Source organism: Paraburkholderia lacunae (genome assembly GCF_003353175.1).
Lineage (GTDB): Bacteria > Pseudomonadota > Gammaproteobacteria > Burkholderiales > Burkholderiaceae > Paraburkholderia > Paraburkholderia lacunae.
Genome location: NZ_QHKS01000002.1, coordinates 338349 through 361637, shown reverse-complemented (window position 1 = coordinate 361637; position 23289 = coordinate 338349). Strand labels below are relative to the sequence as shown.

The following is a 23289-nucleotide window of genomic DNA, read 5'->3' as shown; positions in this document are numbered from 1 at the left end:
AAAATTAGCGCTGGCAGGTCGGACAGAAATACGTGGAACGCTGCCCCTGCACGATCTGTTTGATCGGCGTTCCACACACGCGGCATGGCAGGCCCGCGCGATCATAGACGAAATAGTCGAGCTGGAAGTAACCGCTCTCGCCGTCACTGCCGACGAAATCGCGCAGCGTGCTGCCGCCCTTCTCGATCGCCGCGGCGAGCGTCACGCGCACCGCGTCCGCCAGGAGATCGTACCGAACCAGCGAGACGCGGCCCGCCGCGGTGGTGGGCCGGATGCCGGCGCGAAACAGGCTCTCGGACGCGTAAATATTGCCCACGCCGACCACGATTTCACCCGCCAGCAGCGCCTGCTTCACCGACACTTTGCGCCCGCGCGTCAGCCGATGGATCAGTGCGCCGGAGAACGCCGGCGAGAACGGCTCCACGCCCAAGGCCGCGAGCAGCGGATGTTCGAGCACGTCGCCGGCTTCGCGCGGATGCCAAAGCACCGCGCCGAAGCGCCGCGGATCGCGGTAGCGCAGAATGAATTCGTCGAAAATCCAGTCGATGTGGTCATGTTTCCCCGCGGCCGGCGGGCGCGGCAAGTGGCGCAGCACCCTCAGCGTGCCGGTCATGCCCAGGTGCACGATAAACCAGCCGGCGTCGATTTCGAACAGTAGGTACTTGCCGCGCCGCTCGACCTTGCGCACCACATGGCCACGCAAGGTTTTCGCAAGGTCCGCCGGAATCGGCCAGCGCAGCGCGGGCGTACGCACGTCGACGCGTTCAACCTTGCGCCCGGACACATACGGTTCGATTCCCCGTCGGGTAACCTCAACTTCTGGCAACTCTGGCATGTCTAACTGGTCTGCAACTTGCGTGAGTGGTTGTGCGCGTATTGTAGCGAGCGCGTTACAATCGTCCGAAACATTGAACGGATTTCCATGAACTTGTCCTTCGTGAAGCTGTTTTCGAAGCGCCCGGCCAACGCATCGCGCGTGCCGCACGCTGTCTCCGCTCGCCGGATGCTCGGCGCGGCCGCGCTCGCCGTCTGGGCGCTGGCTGCCGTGCCCGCGCACGCGCAGGACCCCTCGCCGGACTCGGACGACACCTCCGTCACCTTGCCGGACCCGCTCGGCCCTGCATCGGCAGAAGACCTGAAGTCTTTGCCGAACGTCGCACTGTCGAGCCAGATCGTATTCCAGGTGCTCGCCGCCGAAGTCGCGTTGCAACGCGACCAGCCGGCGCCCGCCTACCAGACCTACCTCGCGCTCGCGCGCGACACACACGATCCGCGCATGGCGCAACGCGCGACCGAAATCGCGCTGGCCGCGCAGAGCCCTTCGGACGCGTTGGCCGCCGCGCAATTGTGGCAGCAGTATGCGCCGAACTCGGAACGCGCCGCGCAACTCGACGCGTCGCTGCTCGTGCTGTCCGGCAAACCTGACGACGCCGCGCCGATCCTCGCAAGCGAACTGGCAAAGGTGCCCGCCGAAAATCGCGGCAGTGCGATTCTCGCGCTGCAACTGCTGCTGTCGCGCGGTCCGAACCGGATCGGCGGCTTGCACGTTCTGCAAGACCTGCTGAAGAACGACCTGAACCGGCCCGAAGCGCAACTGGCCATTGCACGTCAGCAGCTCGTTTCGGACGACGCGCCGGGCGCGCGCAAGTCGCTCGAACAGGCGCTGACGCTCAAGCCCGACTATCTGCCGGCCGCGCTGATGCTCTCGCAGATGGGCCCGGAGGAGCGCAAGGAAGGCATTGCGTCCCTCGAAAAGTACGTGCAGCAGAATCCGAAATCGCATGATGCGCGTCTCGCGCTCGCGCAGATGTATCTCGCGAGCGACCGTCTGGACGACGCGCAGCAGCAGTTCGAGATCATGCACAAGAACAACGCGAAGGACCTCACGCCGCTGATGGCGCTCGCGCTGATCAAGATCCAGCAAAAGAATTTCGCCGACGCGCAGAAGTATCTCACCCAGTATGCGCAGCAAGCGGAAAAAACGCCGGGCGCCGATCCGGGCCAGGCGTATATCTACCTCGCGCAACTGTCGCTCGAACAGAAGAACGAAGCGGCAGCGGGCGACTGGCTGAACAAGATTTCCCCGTCGAGCCAGCAATACATGCCGGCGCAGATCACGCGCGCGCAATTGCTCGCCAAACAGGGCAAGACCGGAGACGCCCGCAACCTGCTGGCCGGCCTGCAGGCGCGCGATCCGCGCGACCAGGCGCTGATCGCGCGTACCGATGCGGCGATCCTGTTCGATGCGAAACGCTACCCCGAGTCGGAAGCGGCCCTGCAAAGAGCCACCGCGAATTTCCCGGACGACCCCGATCTGACCTACGACTACGCCATGGCCGCAGAAAAGACCGGCCACTACGATGTCATGGAGGCGCAACTGCGCAAGCTGATCGAGACGCAGCCGGACAATCCGCAGGCGTATAACGCACTCGGCTATTCGCTGGCCGATCGCAATCAGCGCCTCGCGGAAGCGAACAGGCTGGTCGAGAAGGCTTCGTCGCTTGCCCCGAACGACGCGTTCATCATGGACAGCGTCGGTTGGGTCAAGTACCGCATGGGCAATACGTCGGACGCGATCAAGCTGCTGCGCAAGGCCTACGACATCCAGCCGAATGCCGAAATCGGCGCGCACCTCGGCGAAGTGTTGTGGAAAACCGGAGCGCAGGATCAGGCACGCGCCGCTTTCCGCGATGCGCGCAAACTCGAACCGGACAACGACACGCTTGTTAAAACGCTGCAACGTCTCCAGGTAAACGATCTTTGATGCGTCTTTCCCGCGTGTTTTCTTTTCCCCGGACGCAGCGTGGAGCGGCGCTCGGATTTGCAGCGGCGGCGGTCGTCGCATTGGCTGGTTGTGCATCGGTGAAGCCGCAAGGGCCGTCCGCTTCGAACACCGCGACGTCCATCTCGACGCAAACGAGCCGCGCCTATCAAGGCCGCTTCGCGGTCCAGTACAACGATCAGAACGGCCAGCAGCGCAATGCGTACGGTAACTTCGCCTGGCAGGAAACCGGCGACACCGTCACCCTGCAGTTACGCAGTCCGCTCGGTCAGACGCTCGCGATCGTGACTTCGTCGCCGGCTTCGGCCACGCTCGAGTTGCCGAATCGTCAGCCGCTCACCGCCGACAACGTCTCGACACTGATGCAGAACGCGCTCGGCTTTGCGCTGCCGGTCGAGGGGTTGCGCTATTGGCTGCAGCCGTCGCCTGCGCCGACGTCGAGCGCGCGGACCGAGAAGGATCCCGAACAGCCGTCGCGCCTGAAACAGATCACGCAGGACGGCTGGACGATCGACTACCTGGCGTATGCCGACGCGCCGGCTACCGGCGTGAAGCGCATCAACCTGAGCCGACTGGAACCGCCGCTCGACATCAAGCTCGTGCTGGATCAGTAGCCGCGCCTGTTCGCGCAACTTTGCCGCTTCTTTGGCGCCGCATTGGCGCATGTAGCCCAGACCCATGATCGAATCCACCCACTCGCTGCGCGATTGCCTCGCGCCAGCGAAGCTAAACCTCTTCCTGCACATCACCGGCCGCCGGCCGGACGGCTATCACACGCTGCAAACCGTCTTCCAGTTGCTCGACTGGGGCGACACGCTGCATTTCACGCGACGCGACGACGGTCTCATCACACGCAGCACCGAGATCGCCGACGTCCCGCCGGAACACGATCTCACCGTGCGCGCAGCGACACTCCTGAAGGCGCACACGGGCTCGTCCGAGGGCGTCGATATCGAGATCGACAAGCGCCTGCCGATGGGCGCGGGCCTCGGCGGCGGCAGCTCCGATGCGGCCACTACGCTGCTTGCGCTGAATCGCCTATGGAAGCTCGATCTGCCGCGACTGGAACTGCAGGAACTAGCGTTGAAGCTCGGCGCCGATGTGCCATTTTTTATTTTTGGGAAAAATGCGTTCGCACAGGGTGTCGGAGAAGCTTTAGACGTTGTACAATTGCCGCCGCGCCATTTCTTGGTGGTGACACCGAGGGTTCATGTTCCGACTGCAGCGATTTTTTCTGAAAAAGCGTTGACAAGAGATTCAAAACCCCTCAGAATTACGGACTTTCCTGCAGAACTTAGCTGCAACACTGACTGGCCAGAAAGTTTCGGTCGGAATGACATGCAGCAGGTTGTCGTAGGGAAGTACGCGGAAGTAGCGCAAGTGCTGCGATGGTTTGAAAACATCGCACCAGCGCGGATGTCTGGATCAGGTGCAAGTGTATTTGCAGCGTTCCGTAGTAAAGCTGAAGCAGAAGCGGCGCAAGCCAAACTGCCGGGCGAATGGAACAGCGCAGTGGCCGCAGGTCTCGATCAACATCCACTCTTTACTTTCGCGTCATAAGTTTTGCATCGTCGAACGAAACTCCACGTTCGGCGGAGCTCAAAGTTAGTGTAGGGGAGTCGCCAAGCTGGTTAAGGCACCGGATTTTGATTCCGGCATGCAAAGGTTCGAATCCTTTCTCCCCTGCCAAAAATTCTCGCATTTCCCCTCGCCCCCAGCCTGAAGTAGGTGCACGATGAGCAGCCATGACGGCCTGATGGTTTTTACTGGCAACGCAAATCCCGCGCTTGCACAGGAAGTCGTCAAAATCCTCGGTATTCCCCTCGGCAAAGCCATGGTTAGCCGTTTCTCGGACGGTGAAATCCAGGTCGAGATTCAGGAAAACGTGCGTGGCAAGGACGTCTTCGTCCTGCAATCCACCTGCGCGCCGGCGAACGACAATCTGATGGAACTGATGATCATGGTCGATGCGCTCAAGCGCGCATCCGCAGGCCGGATCACCGCAGCCATCCCCTACTTCGGCTATGCCCGTCAAGATCGGCGCCCGCGTTCGGCGCGCGTCGCCATCTCGGCGAAGATCGTGGCGAACATGCTGGAAATCGCCGGCGTCGAGCGGATCATCACGATGGATCTGCATGCCGACCAGATTCAAGGCTTTTTCGACATCCCGGTCGACAACATCTACGCAACGCCCGTGCTGCTCGGCGATCTGCGCAAGCAGAACTACGAGAACCTGCTGGTCGTATCGCCGGACGTCGGCGGCGTGGTGCGCGCCCGGGCATTAGCCAAGCAGCTGAATTGCGATCTCGCTATCATCGACAAACGCCGCCCGAAGGCGAACGTTGCCGAAGTGATGAACATCATCGGTGAAGTCGAAGGCCGTACCTGCGTGATCATGGACGATATGGTCGACACCGCCGGCACGCTCTGCAAGGCAGCCCAGGTTTTGAAGGAACGCGGTGCGAAGCAGGTGTTCGCTTACGCCACCCACCCGGTTCTGTCGGGCGGTGCGGGCGAGCGTATCGCAGCTTCGGCACTGGACGAACTCGTTGTCACGGACACGATCCCGCTCGGCGAAGAAGCCCGCTCATGCGCCAAGATCCGTTCGTTGACCAGCGCCGGCCTGCTCGCCGAAACGTTCTCGCGGATTCGCCGCGGCGATTCGGTGATGTCGCTGTTCGCGGAAAGTTAAGTATTTGCGAAGGCGCAGCGTAGTGCACTATCCGCACGCTGCGCTTTTGCACAATCGGCACGAACGAACGAAGGTTCGTGCCGCCGTTTTGGGGCCTCAGCCATAGTGGCTTGCGGGCCCCGTTTTTACTGCCTGGTCGCGGGCAGTGTATTGGAGATTCAAATGAAAGTAGTCGCTTTCGAGCGTAACCTGCAAGGTACGGGTGCGAGCCGCCGCCTGCGTAACTCGGGCAAGACCCCGGGCATCGTATATGGCGCTGGTGCTGAAACGCAATTGGTCGAACTGGACCACAACGCGCTGTGGCACGCGCTGAAGAAAGAAGTTTTCCACTCGTCGATTCTCGATCTGGAAATCGGTGGCAAGTCGCAACAGGTTCTGCTGCGCGACGTGCAATACCACCCGTTCCGTCAGCTCGTTCTGCACGTGGACTTCCAACGTGTCGACGCGAAGAAGAAGCTGCACACCAAGGTGCCGCTGCACTTCATGAACCAGGAAACCAACCCGGCAGTGAAGCTGTCGAGCGCGGTGATCTCACACGTCCTCAACGATATCGAAATCGAGTGCCTGCCGTCGGCACTGCCGGAATTCCTCGAAGTCGACCTGGCGAAGATCGAAGCAGGCCAATCGATTCACGCCAAGGACATCGTCCTGCCGGCAGGCGTCGCACTGGTTGCTCACGTCGAAGCAGAAAACCCGGTGATCGCTGCTGCAACAATCCCGGCTGGCGCAATCGCTGAAGGCGAAGCCGCTGCTGCGGGCGAAGGCGAAACGCCGGCTGCTTAAGCTGCACTGAGCGAGCAATCCTCTCGATCCGTTTCAATGAAACGGTCGATGTGACCCGCCGAGGTTCGCCCCGGCGGGTTTTTTTTCGTTTTTTCAGCTCGGCTGCATGCGGCGCCGAGCCAGATGGACCCAGGCAAACATGATCAAGCTGATCGTCGGGCTCGGCAATCCGGGCGCCGAATACACCGCGACGCGCCACAACGCCGGCTTCTGGCTAGTCGATCAACTGGCGCGCGAAGCAGGCACGACGCTGCGTGACGAGCGGCGCTTCCACGGTTTCTATGCGAAAGCGCGGCTTCATGGCGAAGAAGTACATCTTCTGGAACCGCAGACGTATATGAACCGCTCGGGTCAGTCGGTCGTGGCGGTGGCGCAGTTCTTCAAGATCCTCCCCGACGAGATTCTGGTCGCTCACGACGAACTCGATATGCCGCCAGGCAGCGTCAAGCTGAAGCTCGGCGGCGGCAGCGGTGGTCACAATGGCTTGAAAGACATCACTGCGCATCTGTCGTCGCAACAGTATTGGCGGCTGCGGATCGGCATCGGCCATCCGCGCGACCTGATTCCCGAAAGCGCGCGCGCCGGCGCCAAGCCGGACGTCGCCAATTACGTGCTGAAACCACCGCGGCGGGAAGAGCAGGACGCGATCGATGCGTCGATCGAACGGGCGCTCGCCGTGATGCCGCAGATCATCAAAGGCGAGCTTGAACGCGCGATGATGCTGCTGCATCGCAATTCCTGAGCGCGCCGCCCATCTGCAATCCGCATCCGCCGCCGTCTTGCCACCGACAGGAGATTCGCTTGAGCCGCTATTGGAGTGACATCGTCCACCGTCTGACGCCTTATGTGCCGGGCGAACAGCCCGCGCTCGCGCATCCGGTGAAGCTGAACACCAACGAGAACCCGTATCCGCCGTCGCCGCGCGTGGTCGAAGCGATCCTGCGGGAGCTGGGCGCTACAGGCGAGTCGCTCAAGCGCTATCCCGATCCTACGGCGCGCAAGCTGCGCGAAACGGTCGCCGCGTATCACGGTATTCGTCCTGAGCAGGTCTTCGCGGGCAACGGTTCAGACGAAGTACTGGCGCTCACCTTTCAGGCATTGTTGAAGCACAACGAGCCGCTGCTGTTTCCGGACATCACGTACAGTTTCTATCCAACCTACGCGCGGCTTTTCGAAGTCGCCTACCGGACTGTCGCGCTCGACGACACCTTCGCGATCAATGTCGACGATTACGCGGCGCCTAACGGCGGCGTGCTGTTCCCGAATCCGAATGCGCCGACCGGACGTCCTCTGCCGCTCGCCGATATCGAGCGCCTCGTTGCCCGTAATACGGGTTCGGTCGTGGTGATCGACGAGGCCTATGTGGATTTCGGCGCCGAATCGGCCATCAGGCTGATTGACCGCTATGCGCATCTGCTGGTGATTCAAACGGTCTCGAAGTCGCGTTCGCTGGCCGGAATGCGCGTCGGCTTCGCGTTCGGCAATCCCGAGTTGATCGCCGCGCTAAACCGCGTGAAGGACAGTTTCAATTCGTATCCGCTCGACCGGCTGGCGCAAGCGGCCGCTATCGCCGCGTACGAGGACGATGCCTGGTTTCGCGCCAATTGCGCCAAAGTGATTGCGAGCCGCGAGCGGCTGGCCGCGGGGCTGACGGCGCTGGGCTTCGAGGTGGTGCCGTCGGCGGCGAATCTGCTGTTCGCGCGCCACGAGGGCTACGACGCGGCGACACTCACGGCACGGCTAAGGGAAAGGGAAATTTTCGTGCGCCACTTCAAGGCGGCGCGAATCGATCAACATTTGCGGATCTCAGTCGGCACCGACGCCGAATCCGACATCCTGCTGCACGCGTTGCGCGACATTTTCAGTGCCTACGTCGGGTAACAACGCATGGCCCAAACAGAACGCGCGAAGGACGGTGCAAAAAACGCAGCGAGGCCGACGCCTCGCCGTTCATCACGCGCCCTTGGCGGCCTGCAGTGCGTGGTACTTCGCCATCAAACCCTCAGGTGTTTCAAGATGCTCCGGATCGCGCGGAATGCACTCCACCGGACACACCTGGATGCACTGCGGCTCATCGAAATGGCCGACGCACTCGGTGCATTTCTTCGGGTCGATCACATAGATTTCCGGGCCCATTGAAATCGCGTCGTTCGGGCACTCGGGCTCGCACACGTCGCAATTGATGCACTCGTCGGTAATCATCAAGGCCATACTTCTCTCACTTCGCACCGGCTGAAGCCGGCTTTGATCCGTCAAACCAGCAGTTTACGCCGGTTACGGTTGCGCCGCCGAAGCACCATTGTTCTGATCCAGCGCAGCAACCTTTTCCATCAGCCATTTTTCGACCGACGGGAACACAAATTTGCTGACATCGCCCCCCAGTTGCGCGATCTCGCGCACGATCGTGCCCGAGATGAACTGGTATTGATCGGAAGGCGTCATGAACATGGTTTCGACGTCCGGCAGCAAATAACGATTCATGCCGGCCATCTGGAACTCATATTCGAAGTCCGAGACGGCACGCAGGCCACGCACGATCACCCGCGCGTTGTTGCTGCGTACGAAGTCCTTTAGCAGCCCCTTGAAGCTCATCACCTGAACGTTCGGGTAGTGGCCCAGCACTTCATGGGCAATGTCGAGGCGCTCTTCGAGCGTGAAGAACGGCTTTTTGTTGCGGCTGTCGGCAACGCCTACCACCAGCGTGTCGAAAATGCTCGACGCGCGTCGAACGAGGTCTTCGTGACCGCGCGTCAGCGGGTCGAATGTGCCCGGGTACACGGCGACTACCATGAGACTTCTCCTCTCTTCAGACAAATGGGCACGTCAAAGCGTCCACGCGACGCATTTGGCACCGGCCGCGCACGTAACGGCAGACCGTTCGGCGCTTGTTTTGGAACGCGCATTATTCCTTATTTTCGCGTTGCAGCAAATGAAAGTGGACAGCTCCGGCTTTGCCTTGCCGCACGATCTGCCAGCCGGCGAGCGTTTCGTTATCAACGAGCTCGAGCGCGGCGCCCGCTTCGACATACAGAAAGCCCTCCGCGCTCAACAGCGGCACGGCCAGCGCGAGCGCCTTGTCGAGCAGATCGTCGCCGAAGGGCGGATCGAGGAATACCACGTCGAACGACCCGGGTGCGAGGCTTGCCGCGAGCCGCAAACCGTCTGCTTCAGCGATTTCGATCATGCGCGCCGACAGACGCTGCTGGTTCGCGCGCAGCTGGCTGGCGGCCCGCGCATTGCGCTCGACCATCAGCACCCGTGCCGCGCCGCGTGAGGCCGCCTCGAAGCCCAGCGCGCCGCTGCCGGCGAACAGATCGAGGCAGCGCTGGCCATCCAGACGTTGGCCAAGCCAGTTGAACAGCGTTTCGCGCACGCGGTCGGGCGTGGGCCGCAGGCCGTCCAGATCGAGCACGGGCAGCGGCGTGCGCTTCCAGTCGCCGCCGATGATACGGATAGCGTGCGCTTTGCCGCCTTTGGATGAAGCGCCGTGGGCGCGTGAAGGTGCGGAACGGGGCATGCAGTTTCGATTACGTAAGAAAGGCGCCCGCCACGCCGATGCGTGCGGGCCGGAGCGCCAACGTTACCACAGGGGGGCGCCGCGTCCAGCCTGGCCGTTCGGCCAATACGACGGGCAGCGGCGCGCCTGATAAAATGTGCGGCTTCCAGCGCCTTGCATCCCGCATCGCAACGCTGCCTGCCGCTCCTGCCGGTTTCGTGCCGGCTGCGCGCATCGGCGCGCGCTCTCACCACGCCAGATCATGTTCAGCTTTTTCAAACGATTCAAGGGTTCGAAAGAGTCCGGTAACGCGCCAGACGAATCGCAGACGCCGCCGGAAACCCTGGCGCCTGAGGCCCCCATAGAGACGCCGGCCGCCCCGGTTCGCAGCGAGGCGCAGCCGCCCGCCGCTCCTCCGGCAAACGAGCCGCAGGCCCCCGAGGCCGAGCTGGAAACCGTCGAAATCGTTCCGCCGCCGCTGCTGGACGCGGGCGCGAAGCGTTCCTGGCTCACGCGGCTGAAAACCGGCCTGTCGAAAACCAGTTCGAGCCTAACCGGTATTTTCATCGGCACGAAGATCGACGAGGATCTGTACGAGGAACTGGAAACCGCGCTGCTGATGTCCGATGCGGGCGTCGACGCCACCGAATTTCTGCTCGAATCGCTACGTGAGAAAGTGCGCGCCGAGCGCCTCACCGACCCGCAACAGGTCAAAGCAGCGCTGCGCACACTGCTGATCGACCTGCTCGAGCCGCTGGAGAAATCGCTGATGCTCGGCCGCGCGCAACCGCTCGTGATGATGATCGCCGGCGTCAACGGCGCGGGCAAAACCACCAGCATCGGCAAGCTTGCCAAGCATCTGCAGAGCTTCGATCAATCGGTGCTGCTGGCCGCGGGCGACACCTTCCGCGCCGCCGCGCGCGAGCAACTGGCGATCTGGGGCCAGCGCAATAATGTAACGGTGGTGTCGCAGGAAAGCGGCGATCCGGCCGCGGTGATCTTCGACGCGGTCGGCGCTGCACGTGCGCGCAAGATCGACGTGCTGATGGCCGACACCGCCGGCCGCCTGCCGACCCAACTGCATCTGATGGAAGAACTGCGCAAGGTGAAGCGCGTGATCGGCAAGGCGCAAGACGGCGCGCCGCACGAAGTGCTGCTGGTGATCGACGCGAACACCGGGCAGAACGCGCTCGCACAAGTGAAGGCTTTCGACGACGCGCTCGGCCTCACCGGCCTGATCGTGACCAAGCTCGACGGCACGGCGAAGGGCGGCATTCTTGCGGCGATCGCCCGGCAGCGTCCGATCCCGGTTTACTTCATCGGCGTCGGCGAAACGGTCGAGGATTTGCAGCCGTTCAGCGCGGAAGAGTTTTCGGACGCCCTGCTGGGCGGTTGAGCGTACACGCCGCTCGCAGCGAAACAGCAAAGAGGGCGCTTCGTGAACTGCACGCCAAAGGTTGGACCGGTATCCAACTTTGCGAGGTCAGCTCATCGAGCGCCCTTTTTATTCACGCCATGGAATCATTCCGCGTCCGGCTGCGCACCGGGCGCCGCACGCGCGAACGCATCGAGTTGCATCGCGTGATCGTAGATGCGCTGAATCGTCGGAAACCGCGCCGTGTCGACCTTGAAGCGCTGCGCGTTGAACACCTGCGGGATCAGGCACGCGTCGGCCAGCGTCGGCTGATCGCCGAAGCACATCTTGCCGGTGCGCGAATCGCCCGCCAGATGCGCTTCGAGCGTCGTAAAGCCCGCCTCGACCCAATGCCGGTACCACGCGTCCTTCGCGTCGTCGTCCAAACACAGCGTGTGCTTTAGGTACTTCAGCACGCGCAGGTTGTTCAGCGGATGAATCTCGCACGCGACTTGCAACGCCACCGAGCGCACATACGCGCGATCGGCCGGCGCCGCCGGCAACAACGGCGGCTCGGGATGCGTTTCTTCCAGATACTCGATGATCGCGAGCGACTGCGGCATCACTTCGTTACCGTCGACGAACGTCGGCACGATGCCGTCCACATTCACCTTGCGATACTCGGGCTTCAACTGCTCGCCGCCGTCGCGCACGAGGTGCACCGGCACGTAGTCGTACGGCAGGTTCTTCAGGTTCAGCGCGATACGCACGCGATAGGATGCCGAGCTGCGGAAATAGCTGTAGAGCTTCATGGTGTGTGTCTCCTCCGGCCGTCTTCAGACTACCCGCACGCTGAACTCTCCGAGCCCATCCACGCCACCCTTCATCAGATCGCCCTGCACCACCGCGCCGACGCCTTCTGGCGTGCCGGTGAAAATCAGGTCGCCCGGTTGCAGTTCAAACAGCGTCGACAGATAGGCGACGGTCTCGGCCACCGACCAGATCAGCTGCGACACGTCCGAGCTTTGCTTTTGCTCACCGTTCACCGATAACCAGATCGCACCCTTGCCGATATGTCCGACCGTCGCCACCGAATGAATCGGACCGATCGGCGCCGAGTGATCGAAGCCCTTCGCGGTATCCCACGGACGCCCCAGCTTCTTCGCCTCGGCCTGCAAATCGCGGCGCGTCATGTCGAGCCCCAGCGCATAGCCGTAGACATGGTCGAGCGCGCTTTCAGCGGGAATGTTCTTGCCGCCCTTGCCGATCGCCGCCACCAGTTCCATCTCGTAGTGCACGTTATTCGATTGGGACGGATAGGGGAATTCGCCGGTTGCGCCAGGTGCGACGTACAGCACTGCATCGGCCGGTTTGGTGAAGAAGAACGGCGGTTCGCGGTCGGGATCATGCCCCATCTCACGCGCGTGCGCCTCGTAGTTACGGCCCACACAGTAGATGCGGCGTACCGCGAACTGTTCGCTGGCCTCCACGACCGGCACCGCGACCACCGGTGCGGGTGCAAATACGTAACTCATCCCGTTCTCCGTCTTTTTAATTGTGCCGCCAGCGCGGCGATAAAACACCGAGTTTAACGCGCACGAAAGCACGGCGCGCATTGACACGCACGGCCGGCGGCACCGGCGCATCGTCTCGCGGGACCGCCATAGATGCGATACTCACACTGAATCTCGTCCTTTGAATACCCTGGCCAACCGCTTACGGCGGTACGCCACTACGCCCCACTGCGCCCGATGACCGACTCTGCCACCGCCACTTCCGTCTTTCCCTGCGCCCGTTTCATCAAGGAAATCGGCCGCGGCCCGAACGGCGCCCGCGCGCTTAGCGCCGAAGATACCCGCGCTCTTTACGACGCCATGCTCGACGGCCGCGTGTCCGACCTCGAACTCGGCGCGGTGCTGCTCGCCTATCGCGTGAAGGGCGAAACAGCCGACGAACTCGCCGCGATGCTGGCCGGCGCGCACGCGTCGTTCGAACCGGTTCATCTGCCGCACGGCGCGTTCCGGCCTGTCTCGATTCCGAGCTACAACGGCGCGCGCAAGCAACCGAATCTCGTGCCCTTGCTGGCGTTGCTGCTGGCGCGCGAGGGTGTGCCGGTGCTGGTGCACGGCGTCACCGAAGATCCGGGCCGCGTCACAAGCGCCGAAATCTTCACCCATCTGGACATCCCCCACGCGCAAAACCACGCCGATATCGAAGACGGCCTGGCGCAGCGGCGTCTCGCATTCGCGCCGATCGGCGTACTCGCACCGAAGCTCGCGCGGCTCCTCGCGCTGCGCCGCCGCATGGGCGTGCGCAATTCGACGCACACGCTCGTGAAGATCCTGCAGCCGTTCGCCCCGGCCGGCCTGCGGCTCGTGAACTACACACATCCGCCGTATCGGGACAGTCTCACGCAACTGTTCAACACGCATCCGGACGCCGCGGCAGGCGGCGCCCTGCTCGCGCGCGGCACTGAAGGCGAAGCGGTGGCCGACACGCGGCGGCAGGTGCAGGTCGACTGGCTGCACGACGGCGTCTGCGAAACGCGCGTGCCGCACGAGCGTTCATCGCCCGACGCGCCCGAGGTCGACTTGCCCGAAGCACGCGACGCTCCTACCACCGCCGCGTGGATCAGCGCCGTGCTGCGCGGCGAAGCGCCGGTGCCGAGCGCGATTTCGCGTCAAGTCGAACTGATCGTGGACGTCGCGAAAACGCCCATGTGACGGGCGTTGCACGGCCATGAGGCGGTTTTTGCGGCGGCGCTCGCTGTGTAAAACGTAAAGACCGCCGATTGACACGGCGCGGCCCGCTGTCATACATTCGGCCGATGCGTTCCCTTCCGAACACCCTCCGAATTACCTCCGGCCGCCTCGCGCGGCCCCTATCGCTACGTCTAGCGTAAGCCGGACGTAGCGCCGCGCGCTGGCAGCTCAGGTTGCTCAAAGCGCGGTCCGCAAGGCAGTTCCTCGTTGTTTCTGTTTCACCCCCGACCGTAGTTCTTCACAACCTGTAGTCGTTTGCATTCGTCCGTTTACCGTTCGGACGAATCGCGAGGGTCAAATGCACGTTGCATCGGCATCATCCACGTCCGTTTTCGTCGTCACGACGTTGTTTGTTCGCGCCCGTTCGTTGTTGCCGCTAGCGACCAGCTGGCGGGCCGTGCACTCCGTGGCAGCCCGCCAGCCGCTCGACGCCACATCCTTTCGCATACGACACAACGAACGAGGCCCATCATGTTGCGCAATCCCGCCGAAAAATACCGTCCCTTCCCGCTCGTACGCCTGACCGGGCGGAAATGGCCAGGCCGCACGATCAACCACGCGCCGATCTGGATGAGCACCGACCTGCGCGACGGCAACCAGTCGCTGATCGAACCGATGAACGCTGCACAAAAGCTCGAATTCTTCGAGATGCTGGTGGCGATCGGCTTCAAGGAGATCGAAGTCGGCTTTCCGTCGGCTTCGCAAACCGACTTCGATTTCGTGCGCAAGCTGATCGACGAACAGCGTATTCCCGACGACGTGACGATCGAAGTATTCGTGCCGTCGCGCCCCGAGCTGATCGCACGGACCTTCGAATCGCTCGAAGGCGCGCCGCGCGCCATCGTGCATCTGTACAACGCGATCTGTCCGTCGTTCCGCAAGATCGTCTTCAACCAGTCAAGGGACGAAATCAAGGCGCTGGCCGTCGAAGGCACACGCATCATCAAGGAACACGCGCAGGCTCGGCCCGGCACCCACTGGACGTTCCAGTACTCGCCGGAAACCTTCAACACGGCCGAACTCACGTTCGCGCGCGAAGTGTGCGACGCGGTTGCACAGACGTGGTGGCCCACGCGGGATCACAAGATGATCGTCAACCTGCCCGCGAGCGTCGAAGCGGCGACGCCGAACGTGTTCGCCGATCAGATCGAATGGATGGACCGCAATCTCGGCTACCGCGACAGCATCGTGCTGTCAGTGCATCCGCATAACGATCGGGGCACCGCGGTGGCCGCGGCGGAACTCGCGCTGCTGGCGGGCGCGGACCGTATCGAAGGGTGCCTGCTCGGCAACGGCGAACGCACCGGCAACGTCGATCTCGTGACGCTCGCGATGAACCTCTATGCGCAAGGTATCGACCCTGGCCTCGATTTCTCCGATATCGACGCGGTGCCGCGCGTGGTCGAGCGTTGCAACCAGATTCCGGTGCATCCGCGTCATCCGTATGCAGGCGATCTGGCCTTCACAGCGTTCTCCGGATCTCACCAGGACGCGATCCGCAAGGGCCTTGCGCAGCGCACACCCGGCAGTTAATCCGTGTAGTGAGTTCTGGTAGTCGTTGCCGGCAGGCGACACGCCCAGCACGAGCAGCGCAACCCGGCGGCTCGTGCCGGCCGGGCGCTCACCACGCGCCAGCGGCGAAACGAGACGGGCTCACGAAGGCTCACTCGATCGCGCAACGCGTCGCCTGCCAGGCAATCAGGCGCCATTGCCCGTCTTCCTGCGTATGAATCGCCGTGTACGCGATAGGAAACAGCAGCGCCCCGTTGTTCGCTTCCATCTCGATCAACGCCCGCCCGGTCACGACGCAGGTCTCTCGCCCTACCGGCAGCACGTCTTGCGACTGCACTTCGATCTGCCGATAGCGCCGGCGTCCCGCTGTAATGCCATCAATGAACTGCCGCTTCGTCTCACGCTTGCCGTTCGTATGGACATAGCTCACGTTGTCCGCGAGCAGCGTATCGAGCGACGGCCCGTCGCCGTCGACCATCGCACGAAAGCGCTCACGCTCGAGCCCGCGAATCGCTTCGATCAATTTTGCCGCCATTGCTCAGCCCCTCGCACCGATGAGCCGGACGTGGCCACGGTCGTCAGAAGTTATATTGCAAATATAGCTGGCTGAAATTTATACCAGGATTGGGCTCTTTGATACCGCCGTTGGAAATATGCTGGAACCGGTAGCCCGCCTGATACTGCTGGTGGCTGCCGAATTGCACGCCGACGCCCGCCATGTCGGCGAACTGGAACGCCGTCCCGAGGGTGAGCGACGTAGAAATTCTGGGACTCGACAGCAACCGGATGCCGGCACCCGCTTCAATATAAGGGCGGATCGACCCTGAACCCTTGATGAAGCGGATGATCGGCGTCACGCCGATTTCGCCGATGTTGTCGTGGACGTTCCCTTCGTTCGTATGCCACCAGGCCACGTGCGCTTCGCCGATCAGCGAGAAATGCCAATCGCCGATTTGCCACCACGTCAGATTCGGATCCCACACGAAACCGAGATCGACCTTTTTGACGTGGTGATCGCCCACGCCCGCAGCGACTTGCACCCCGAACGGATCAGCCACGGCCAATCCCGATACGCCAAGCAACACAACTGCTGAAGCGCCTTTTAGAGCCAGACCACGCAAAGCATTTTTCTTGTTTGTCATCGAACACCCGAACTATGGTCGAACGTTGATCATCTCTGACGATTTTGCCTATTCTAAATTCAAACCCGATCCGGCGCTCTGTATGAGGAAATCGAAATTCTCGCAATTAGTCACTTCACTTTTAGAAAATACCGGTCACTTATAGGTATGCAGGCGGTTTGTCAGGTAAGTCATGCGACTTACACATCGCTAGCAACAGAAGCGTATGATGGCTATTGAAACCTAAATTTCAATAGCGAAAGACGGAACTCAGATGACCCTACGCCCTCTAAGTGTTAGCACTCGGGAAATCAGAGTGCTAACATCCAACGCTGGAGTCGATCTCTGACCACGCTTTTGTCTGATTCCAAAGGAGTTTCCTACGTGAGCCATGCAATGACCCTTCCGAATACTCTGAGCCCGTTGTCGGCTAAGGCCGCTTCGGCAGGTGCACTGGCGCTCTCGCATTCCTCGCTGCTGCCCGGCCAACTGGGCAATATCGACGCCTACATCCAGGCCGTCAATCGGATTCCGATGCTGACGCCGGCGGAAGAACGCCAGTTCGCCACCGAATTTCGCGAGCAGGACAATCTCGAGTCCGCGCGCCGTCTCGTCCTGTCGCACCTGCGGCTGGTCGTATCGATCGCGCGCAACTATCTCGGTTATGGCCTGCCGCACGCCGACCTGATCCAGGAAGGCAATATCGGCCTGATGAAGGCCGTGAAGCGCTTCGACCCGGAGCAGAACGTGCGCCTCGTGTCGTACGCGATGCACTGGATCAAGGCCGAGATCCACGAATACATTCTGCGCAACTGGCGCATGGTGAAGGTCGCCACCACCAAAGCGCAGCGCAAGCTGTTCTTCAACTTGCGCAGCCACAAGCAGGGCTTGGGCGCGTTCACCCCGGATGAGATCGAAGGTCTCGCCAACGAGTTGAACGTGAAGCGTGAAGAAGTGGCCGAGATGGAAACGCGGCTCTCCGGCGGCGATATCGCACTGGAAGGTCAGGTCGAAGACGGTGAAGAGTCGTACGCGCCGATCGCCTATCTGGCCGACTCGCATAGCGAGCCGACCGCCGTGCTGGCTTCGCGTCAGCGCGACAAGCTGCAAAGCGACGGCATCGCCAGCGCGCTCGAATCGCTGGACGCCCGTAGCCGCCGCATCATCGAGGCACGCTGGCTGCATGTGGAAGACGACGGCTCGGGTGGCTCGACGCTGCACGAACTGGCCGACGAATTTGGTGTGTCGGCCGAACGTATTCGCCAGATCGAGGCGAGCGCCATGAAGAAAATGCGCAGCGCGCTGGCGGAGTATTCGTAACGTCTGACGAGATCCAGAGCGCCGGCTTGCCCGGCGCACTATTAGGTCACTGAGCCCTGCCCTCGCAAGATGGCAGGGCTTTTTTCTATCCGGGCGTCGACGCGCTCGCGCCTCGCCGCACCAGTGTCGCCCTCAATCAGGAACGCGCTCGGCCGGTGCGCATTTCTTGACGTATCGCAAGTCACGTTGCAATACTCTCCGAAGGAGGCAAGCTTCGCGACCCAATGCCGCAGCCTGAACTCACGCGCACAAGGTCACTGCTCCTAGAATCGGGATGCACTCGCCGGACCGCACTGCGGCCTGGTTCCAGCCGGACTCATCGGCGTGAAGTTGCCTTCGACCGATCATGACCATAGCCCTCAATCGCAATAACGCTCACCGGCCAGGCTTACGCAAGCGCCTCGCCGCCTGGGTGCGCGGTCCAACCCTGGCGCGGGACATCGCCATCGTCCTCGCCATCAAGTTCGCACTGCTGATGGCGCTCAAATACACGTTCTTCAATCATCCGCAGGCGGAGCATATGTCGCTGCCGCCCGAGCAAGTCGCGCAGGCATTGCTGTCCGTGCCTGTCTCGCATCCGTCCCAAGGTGATCCACATGCCCGTTAGCGAAGTCGTAGAACTGTCGCGCCTCCAGTTCGCCATTACGGCGCTTTATCACTTTCTCTTCGTGCCGCTCACGCTCGGCCTGTCCTGGCTGCTCGTCATCATGGAGTCGGTCCACGTGATGACCGGCAAGCAGATCTACAAGGACATGACGCAGTTCTGGGGCAAGCTGTTCGGCATCAACTTTGCGATGGGTGTCACGACCGGTCTTACGCTGGAATTTCAGTTCGGCACGAACTGGTCGTACTACTCACATTACGTCGGCGACATATTTGGCGTGCCGCTCGCAGTGGAAGGCCTGATGGCGTTCTTCCTCGAGTCGACCTTCGTCGGGCTGTTCTTCTTCGGCTGGAACCGGCTCTCGAAAGTGCAGCACCTGATCGTCACATTCCTCGTCGCGCTCGGTTCGAACCTGTCCGCACTGTGGATTCTGGTGGCCAACGGCTGGATGAACAATCCCGTCGGCGCGGAATTCAACTACCAGACGATGCGCATGGAACTCGACAGCATCTTTTCCGTGCTCTTCAATCCGGTCGCGCAGGTCAAGTTCGTGCACACCGTATCGGCCGGTTATGTGACGGCGTCGATGTTCGTGCTCGGCGTGTCGTCGTGGTATCTGCTCAAGCGCCGCGATACCGAATTCGCGTTGCGCTCGTTCGCGATCGCCGCGGGTTTCGGCCTGGCGTCGACGCTGTGCGTGATCGTGCTCGGCGACGAGTCCGGCTACCGTACCGGCGAAGTTCAGCAAGTGAAGCTGGCGGCGATCGAATCCGAGTGGGAAACGGCGCCCGCACCCGCACCGTTCACGATCTTCGGCATTCCGAACCAGAAGGAAGAGCGCACCGACTACGCCATCCGGATGCCGTACGCGCTCGGCATCATCGCAACGCGTTCGATCGACGAACCGGTGCTCGGCCTGAAAGATTTGATGGCGCGCAGCGAGGTGCGCATCAAGAACGGCATGCTGGCTTACGCTGCGCTCCAGAAGCTGAAGCAAGGCGACGCCACCGACGAAGCGAAAGCCGCCTTCGACGCGCACAAAAAGGACCTCGGCTACGGCCTGATGCTCAAGCAGTTCACCGCGAACGTCACCGATGCAACGCCTGATCAGATCGCCCAAGCCGCCAGGAAGACGATCCCGCCGGTGGCACCCGTGTTCTTCTCGTTCCGACTGATGGTCGGCCTCGGCATCCTGTTCCTCGCGACCTTCGTGCTGGCGTTCTGGTTCTGCGCGCAGCGCTCGCTGCTGCTGGAAAAGCGCCGCTGGTTCCTGCGCTGGGCCGTGTGGGCCATTCCGTTGCCGTGGCTCGCGGCTGAATTCGGCTGGATCGTCGCGGAGGTGGGCCGTCAACCATGGACCATCGCCGGCATTCTGCCGACCGCGCTGTCCGCGTCGAGCCTGACGCCGACCGACCTGTATCTGAGTATCGCCGGCTTCGTGGTGTTCTACACGGTGCTGTTCATCATCGAAATCATGCTGATGTTCAAGTACGCGCGGCTCGGGCCCTCGTCGCTGCATACGGGCCGCTATCACCACGAACAACAGCCGCTGAATCAGCCGCTGCCGTCCAACACGGCCGCATGAATCGCCGCCACGCCGTCTTAAGGGAAAAATCATCATCATGGATTACGCAACCCTCAAACTGATCTGGTGGGCGCTGATCGGCGTACTGCTGATCGGCTTCGCGCTCACCGACGGCTTCGACATGGGCGCGGCGATTCTGCTGCCGTTCATCGGCAAGACCGACGCCGAGCGGCGCATCGTCGTGAACACGGTCGGCGCGACGTGGGAAGGCAATCAGGTGTGGTTCATCACGGCGGGCGGCGCGATGTTCGCCGCGTGGCCGCTGGTGTACGCCGCATCGTTCTCCGGCTTTTACTTTGCGATGCTGCTGGTGCTGTTCTCGCTGTTCTTCCGGCCGGTCGGCTTCGACTACCGTAGCAAACGCGAAGACCCGCGCTGGCGCAGCGCATGGGACTGGGCGCTGTTCGTCGGCGGCTTCGTGCCGGCGCTGGTGTTCGGCGTCGCGTTCGGCAACCTGCTGCAAGGCGTGCCGTTCTCGTTCGACACCGATCTGCGCGTCACGTACCACGGCAGCTTCTTCGCGCTGCTCAATCCATTTGCGGTGTTGTGCGGGCTCGTCAGCGTGTCGATGCTGGCCGCCCACGGCGCAGCATTCGTGAAGATGAAGGCGGACGGCATCGTCGCGCAGCGCGCCTCCCGGGCGCTGCGGATCGCCTCACTGGTCGGCGTCGTGCTGTTTCTGCTTGCCGGCGCACTGGTCGCGACGATGATCGGCGGCTACCAGATCGTCGACGCCGCGCCGCTCGACACCGTCGCCAATCCGCTCCTGAAGAACGTGCTCGGCGCACCGGGCTTGTGGCTCACCAACTACGCGACCTATCCGTGGATGATGAGCGCACCCGTAGCCGGTGTGGTGGGCGGCGTGCTGGCATTGCTGCTGGCGCGCTCGCACTTCGAAAAGAGCGCCTTCCTGTCGACCTCGCTGATGATCATCGGCGTGATTCTGACGGCTGGCTTCTCGATGTTCCCGTTCATCATGCCCTCCTCGCTCGACGGCCGCAGCAGCCTGACGGTGTGGGATTCGACCTCGAGTCAGATGACGTTGAAGATCATGCTGATCGCCGTAATCATCTTCCTTCCGCTCATCCTGATCTATACGAGCTGGGTGTACCGCGTGATGCGCGGCAAGGTGACCGCCGCGGCGCTCGAAGAAAATCACCATTCGATGTATTGATCCGGAAACGATTAACAGGAGTTTGTGATGTGGTATTTCAGTTGGATTCTCGGCATTGGCGTGGCGTTGGCGTTTGGCGTCGTCAACGTGATGTGGCTCGAATCGCGCCGGCCATTGGAAGCGGGCAAGCATAAGACGCGTTGATGCATCCTGTGACGGCTACGCCGCCGTCGACACTGCCGGTCAACGCAAAGCGGCACCTTGCTTCGAAGGTGCCGCTTTTTTATTGCCGCGCTTTTTTATTGCCGCGCTTTTTATTGCCGCATGACTTGCGATGAAGCGACGCAGTGCGCTCCATCACCTGTATCACGCCGGCAGAGGAGTCGTGCGAACAGCCGCCGGCAGACGCGTTGCCAGTTGTGCGGCGTAGCGCTGCGCAGCGTCGCCGACGACGACGTGGAAGGTATCCGCCGAGACCCATGCGGTATCGAGCTTAGCGAGACGCTGACGATCAACCGCCGACGGATCGCGCACCACGACACGCAGACGCGTGGCCGCCACGGCGTCCAGCGACACCACGTTGCCCGCGCCGCCGAACACGGCGAGCCAATGCAGCGGATCGGGGTCGAGCGGACCGCCTTGAGCGCTCGTTGCCGCCGTCGCGGGCGCCGCCGAGGCAGCCGGTGCAGCAGGCGCAACAGCGGCACCCGGCTTCACGGGCTCAGCGCCGCCTTGCGCGATCACGGTGCGAATCTCGTCGGCGATGATGTCCGCTTCCGGCCCAATGATCACCTGCACATTGGTCGAGCCGCGCTTGAGCACACCGCGCGCACCGATCGTCTTCAGATCGCTTTCCGAGACCTTGTCCGAATCGACCACCGACAGACGCAGCCGCGTCGTGCAGGCGTCCACCAGCGACAGGTTCGACGCGCCGCCCAGCGCGGCGATATAACGCTGCGCGCGCGGCACGGCCGCAGCGGCAGCCGGCGCGACATAACCGCCGGCCGTGAACGACTCAACTTGTTCATCGGCGGCGGCGGGTTCGCGGCCCGGTGTCGCCATGTTGAATTTGCGGATGAAGAAGCGGAACAGACCGTAGTACGCCACCGCATACACGAGGCCGAGCGGAATCGCCCACCAGCCTTTGCTCGACAGGCCGTAGTTCAGCACGTAGTCGATCGCGCCCGCGGAGAACGTGAAACCGAGGTGAATCCCGAGTGCCGAGCAGATCGCGAGCGACAGACCGGTCAGCAACGCGTGGAACACATACAGCACCGGCGCGAGGAACATGAAGCTGAATTCGATCGGCTCGGTCACGCCCGTCAGGAACGAGGTGAGGGCCATCGAGAACAGCAGGCCGCCGACCACCGCGCGGCGCTCCTTCGGTGCTTCATGGAACATCGCCAGACACGCGGCCGGCAGGCCGAACATCATGACCGGGAAGAAGCCCGTCATGAACGTGCCCGCGCTCGGGTCGCCGGCGAAGAAGCGATGCAGGTCGCCCGTCACAGCGGCGCCGCCCGGCGGCGTGAACGTGCCGAACACGAACCACGTCAGCGAATTCAGGATGTGGTGCAGACCCGTGACGAGCAGCAAGCGGTTCAGCACGCCGAACACGAATGCACCGATCGCGCCCGCCGTGGTCAGCCAGTGTCCGGCGAGGTCGATGGCGGTCTGCACAGGCTGCCAGACATAGCCGAGCACGATGCCTAGCGCCAGACACGCGACGCCGGTGACAATCGGCACGAAGCGTTTCCCTCCGAAGAATGCGAGGTAGTCCGGCAGCTTGATGTCCTTGTACCGGTTGTACAGCAGACCCGCGACGATACCTGCCACGATCCCGGACAACACGCCCATGTTGAGCTTGTCGTTGATGTCCTTCATCACCGCGATTTCGATCAGGTAACCGATCGCGCCCGCGAGCGCCGCCACGCCGTTGTTATCCTTCGCGAAACCGACAGCGACGCCGATCGCGAACAGGAGCGGCAGGTTGTCGAAGATCGCCCCGCCGGCGTCGGCGATCATCTTGATGTTGAACACATCGGGCTGGCCCAGCCGCAGCAGCAGGCCGGCAACCGGCAGCACCGCGATCGGCAGCATCAGCGCGCGTCCAAGGCGCTGCACCTTCAGAAACGGATTCCCATCCATCGATACCTCCAATCCT

At 62.3% G+C, this 23289-nt stretch carries 23 protein-coding genes, 1 tRNA gene and 1 pseudogene; 16 read left to right on the top strand and 9 right to left on the bottom strand.

Going from position 1 to position 23289, the window contains the following annotated elements:
* Positions 1–4: 4 nt before the first annotated feature.
* Positions 5–835 (bottom strand): bifunctional DNA-formamidopyrimidine glycosylase/DNA-(apurinic or apyrimidinic site) lyase, encoded by an 831-nt coding sequence (gene mutM / locus DLM46_RS04500; RefSeq protein ID WP_115099566.1) that lies wholly within the window; start codon positions 833–835, stop codon positions 5–7.
* An 87-nt stretch (positions 836–922) separates the two neighbouring features.
* Here mutM and DLM46_RS04495 point away from each other — a divergent pair, with 87 nt between their 5' ends.
* The 8 genes from DLM46_RS04495 (at position 923) to hisC (ending at position 8138) form a co-directional block, all read left to right on the top strand.
* Positions 923–2764 carry a tetratricopeptide repeat protein gene (locus DLM46_RS04495; RefSeq protein ID WP_115099565.1) on the top strand — a complete coding sequence of 614 codons (1842 nt, stop codon included), beginning with the start codon at positions 923–925 and terminating at the stop codon, positions 2762–2764.
* A complete protein-coding gene (gene lolB / locus DLM46_RS04490; protein WP_115099564.1) occupies positions 2764–3396 on the top strand; it encodes a lipoprotein insertase outer membrane protein LolB in 633 nt (210 codons plus the stop codon). Before DLM46_RS04495 ends, lolB begins: the two co-directional genes overlap by 1 nt.
* A 64-nt stretch (positions 3397–3460) precedes the next feature.
* A complete protein-coding gene (ispE, locus tag DLM46_RS04485; RefSeq protein WP_115099563.1) occupies positions 3461–4342 on the top strand; it encodes a 4-(cytidine 5'-diphospho)-2-C-methyl-D-erythritol kinase in 882 nt (293 codons plus the stop codon).
* A gap of 52 nt (positions 4343–4394) precedes the next feature.
* Positions 4395–4471 (top strand) — tRNA-Gln (locus DLM46_RS04480).
* A gap of 46 nt (positions 4472–4517) precedes the next feature.
* Positions 4518–5474 carry a ribose-phosphate pyrophosphokinase gene (locus DLM46_RS04475; protein WP_006048037.1) on the top strand — a complete coding sequence of 319 codons (957 nt, stop codon included), beginning with the start codon at positions 4518–4520 and terminating at the stop codon, positions 5472–5474.
* Between the two features lie 162 nt (positions 5475–5636).
* Positions 5637–6257 (top strand): 50S ribosomal protein L25/general stress protein Ctc, encoded by a 621-nt coding sequence (locus DLM46_RS04470; RefSeq protein ID WP_115099562.1) that lies wholly within the window; start codon positions 5637–5639, stop codon positions 6255–6257.
* Between the two features lie 139 nt (positions 6258–6396).
* Positions 6397–6999 (top strand): aminoacyl-tRNA hydrolase, encoded by a 603-nt coding sequence (gene pth / locus DLM46_RS04465; RefSeq protein ID WP_115099561.1) that lies wholly within the window; start codon positions 6397–6399, stop codon positions 6997–6999.
* Positions 7000–7058: 59 nt separating this feature from the next.
* A complete protein-coding gene (hisC, locus tag DLM46_RS04460) occupies positions 7059–8138 on the top strand; it encodes a histidinol-phosphate transaminase (protein WP_115099560.1) in 1080 nt (359 codons plus the stop codon).
* A gap of 72 nt (positions 8139–8210) precedes the next feature.
* On the opposite strand, the gene DLM46_RS04455 is transcribed toward hisC, so the two are convergent.
* The 3 genes from DLM46_RS04455 to rsmD all read right to left on the bottom strand — a co-directional run bounded on the left by DLM46_RS04455 (position 8211) and on the right by rsmD (position 9774).
* A complete protein-coding gene (locus tag DLM46_RS04455) occupies positions 8211–8468 on the bottom strand; it encodes a YfhL family 4Fe-4S dicluster ferredoxin (protein WP_064266587.1) in 258 nt (85 codons plus the stop codon).
* 63 nt (positions 8469–8531) lie between these two features.
* Positions 8532–9047, bottom strand: coding sequence for a pantetheine-phosphate adenylyltransferase (gene coaD, locus DLM46_RS04450; RefSeq protein WP_115099559.1), 516 nt, complete (start codon positions 9045–9047; stop codon positions 8532–8534).
* Positions 9048–9159: 112 nt separating this feature from the next.
* Positions 9160–9774, bottom strand: a complete 615-nt coding sequence (gene rsmD, locus DLM46_RS04445) for a 16S rRNA (guanine(966)-N(2))-methyltransferase RsmD (protein WP_115099558.1) — start codon at positions 9772–9774, stop codon at positions 9160–9162.
* Between the two features lie 241 nt (positions 9775–10015).
* On the opposite strand from rsmD, the gene ftsY reads away from it, so the two are divergent.
* The gene (ftsY, locus tag DLM46_RS04440; protein ID WP_115099557.1) at positions 10016–11149 is read left to right on the top strand and encodes a signal recognition particle-docking protein FtsY; all 1134 of its coding nucleotides are present in this window, start codon (positions 10016–10018) and stop codon (positions 11147–11149) included.
* Between the two features lie 125 nt (positions 11150–11274).
* Here the strand turns inward: ftsY and maiA are convergent, their stop codons facing one another.
* Both maiA and DLM46_RS04430 read right to left on the bottom strand, forming a co-directional pair.
* Positions 11275–11919 (bottom strand): maleylacetoacetate isomerase, encoded by a 645-nt coding sequence (gene maiA / locus DLM46_RS04435; protein WP_115099556.1) that lies wholly within the window; start codon positions 11917–11919, stop codon positions 11275–11277.
* A 24-nt stretch (positions 11920–11943) separates the two neighbouring features.
* Entirely contained in the window at positions 11944–12642 is a 699-nt protein-coding gene (locus tag DLM46_RS04430) for a fumarylacetoacetate hydrolase family protein (protein WP_115099555.1), read from the bottom strand.
* 216 nt (positions 12643–12858) lie between these two features.
* On the opposite strand from DLM46_RS04430, the gene ybiB reads away from it, so the two are divergent.
* Positions 12859–13830: a DNA-binding protein YbiB gene (ybiB, locus tag DLM46_RS04425; RefSeq protein WP_115099554.1), complete on the top strand. Its 972-nt coding sequence runs from the start codon at positions 12859–12861 to the stop codon at positions 13828–13830.
* 510 nt (positions 13831–14340) lie between these two features.
* Positions 14341–15393 (top strand): annotated as a pseudogene (locus DLM46_RS04420) (2-isopropylmalate synthase); the annotation flags it as partial.
* A 139-nt stretch (positions 15394–15532) separates the two neighbouring features.
* Here DLM46_RS04420 and DLM46_RS04415 read toward each other — a convergent pair.
* Both DLM46_RS04415 and DLM46_RS04410 read right to left on the bottom strand, forming a co-directional pair.
* A complete protein-coding gene (locus DLM46_RS04415; protein WP_115099553.1) occupies positions 15533–15916 on the bottom strand; it encodes a nuclear transport factor 2 family protein in 384 nt (127 codons plus the stop codon).
* A gap of 43 nt (positions 15917–15959) precedes the next feature.
* Positions 15960–16523 carry an acyloxyacyl hydrolase gene (locus DLM46_RS04410; protein ID WP_115099552.1) on the bottom strand — a complete coding sequence of 188 codons (564 nt, stop codon included), beginning with the start codon at positions 16521–16523 and terminating at the stop codon, positions 15960–15962.
* Positions 16524–16886: 363 nt separating this feature from the next.
* Here DLM46_RS04410 and rpoH point away from each other — a divergent pair, with 363 nt between their 5' ends.
* The 5 genes from rpoH to cydX all read left to right on the top strand — a co-directional run bounded on the left by rpoH (position 16887) and on the right by cydX (position 21329).
* On the top strand, positions 16887–17822 hold the full coding sequence (gene rpoH / locus DLM46_RS04405; protein WP_115099551.1) for an RNA polymerase sigma factor RpoH: 936 nt from the start codon (positions 16887–16889) through the stop codon (positions 17820–17822).
* 346 nt (positions 17823–18168) lie between these two features.
* Positions 18169–18429, top strand: a complete 261-nt coding sequence (gene cydP / locus DLM46_RS04400) for a cytochrome oxidase putative small subunit CydP (protein ID WP_115099550.1) — start codon at positions 18169–18171, stop codon at positions 18427–18429.
* Positions 18419–20011, top strand: coding sequence for a cytochrome ubiquinol oxidase subunit I (locus DLM46_RS04395; RefSeq protein WP_115099549.1), 1593 nt, complete (start codon positions 18419–18421; stop codon positions 20009–20011). Before cydP ends, DLM46_RS04395 begins: the two co-directional genes overlap by 11 nt.
* Positions 20012–20048: 37 nt before the next feature.
* Positions 20049–21185 (top strand): cytochrome d ubiquinol oxidase subunit II, encoded by a 1137-nt coding sequence (gene cydB, locus DLM46_RS04390; RefSeq protein WP_115099548.1) that lies wholly within the window; start codon positions 20049–20051, stop codon positions 21183–21185.
* Between the two features lie 27 nt (positions 21186–21212).
* Complete coding sequence (cydX, locus tag DLM46_RS04385; RefSeq protein ID WP_115099547.1) at positions 21213–21329, top strand: cytochrome bd-I oxidase subunit CydX; 117 nt, start codon at positions 21213–21215, stop codon at positions 21327–21329.
* Between the two features lie 162 nt (positions 21330–21491).
* On the opposite strand, the gene nagE is transcribed toward cydX, so the two are convergent.
* Positions 21492–23273: an N-acetylglucosamine-specific PTS transporter subunit IIBC gene (nagE, locus tag DLM46_RS04380; RefSeq protein ID WP_115099546.1), complete on the bottom strand. Its 1782-nt coding sequence runs from the start codon at positions 23271–23273 to the stop codon at positions 21492–21494.
* Positions 23274–23289: the final 16 nt, after the last annotated feature.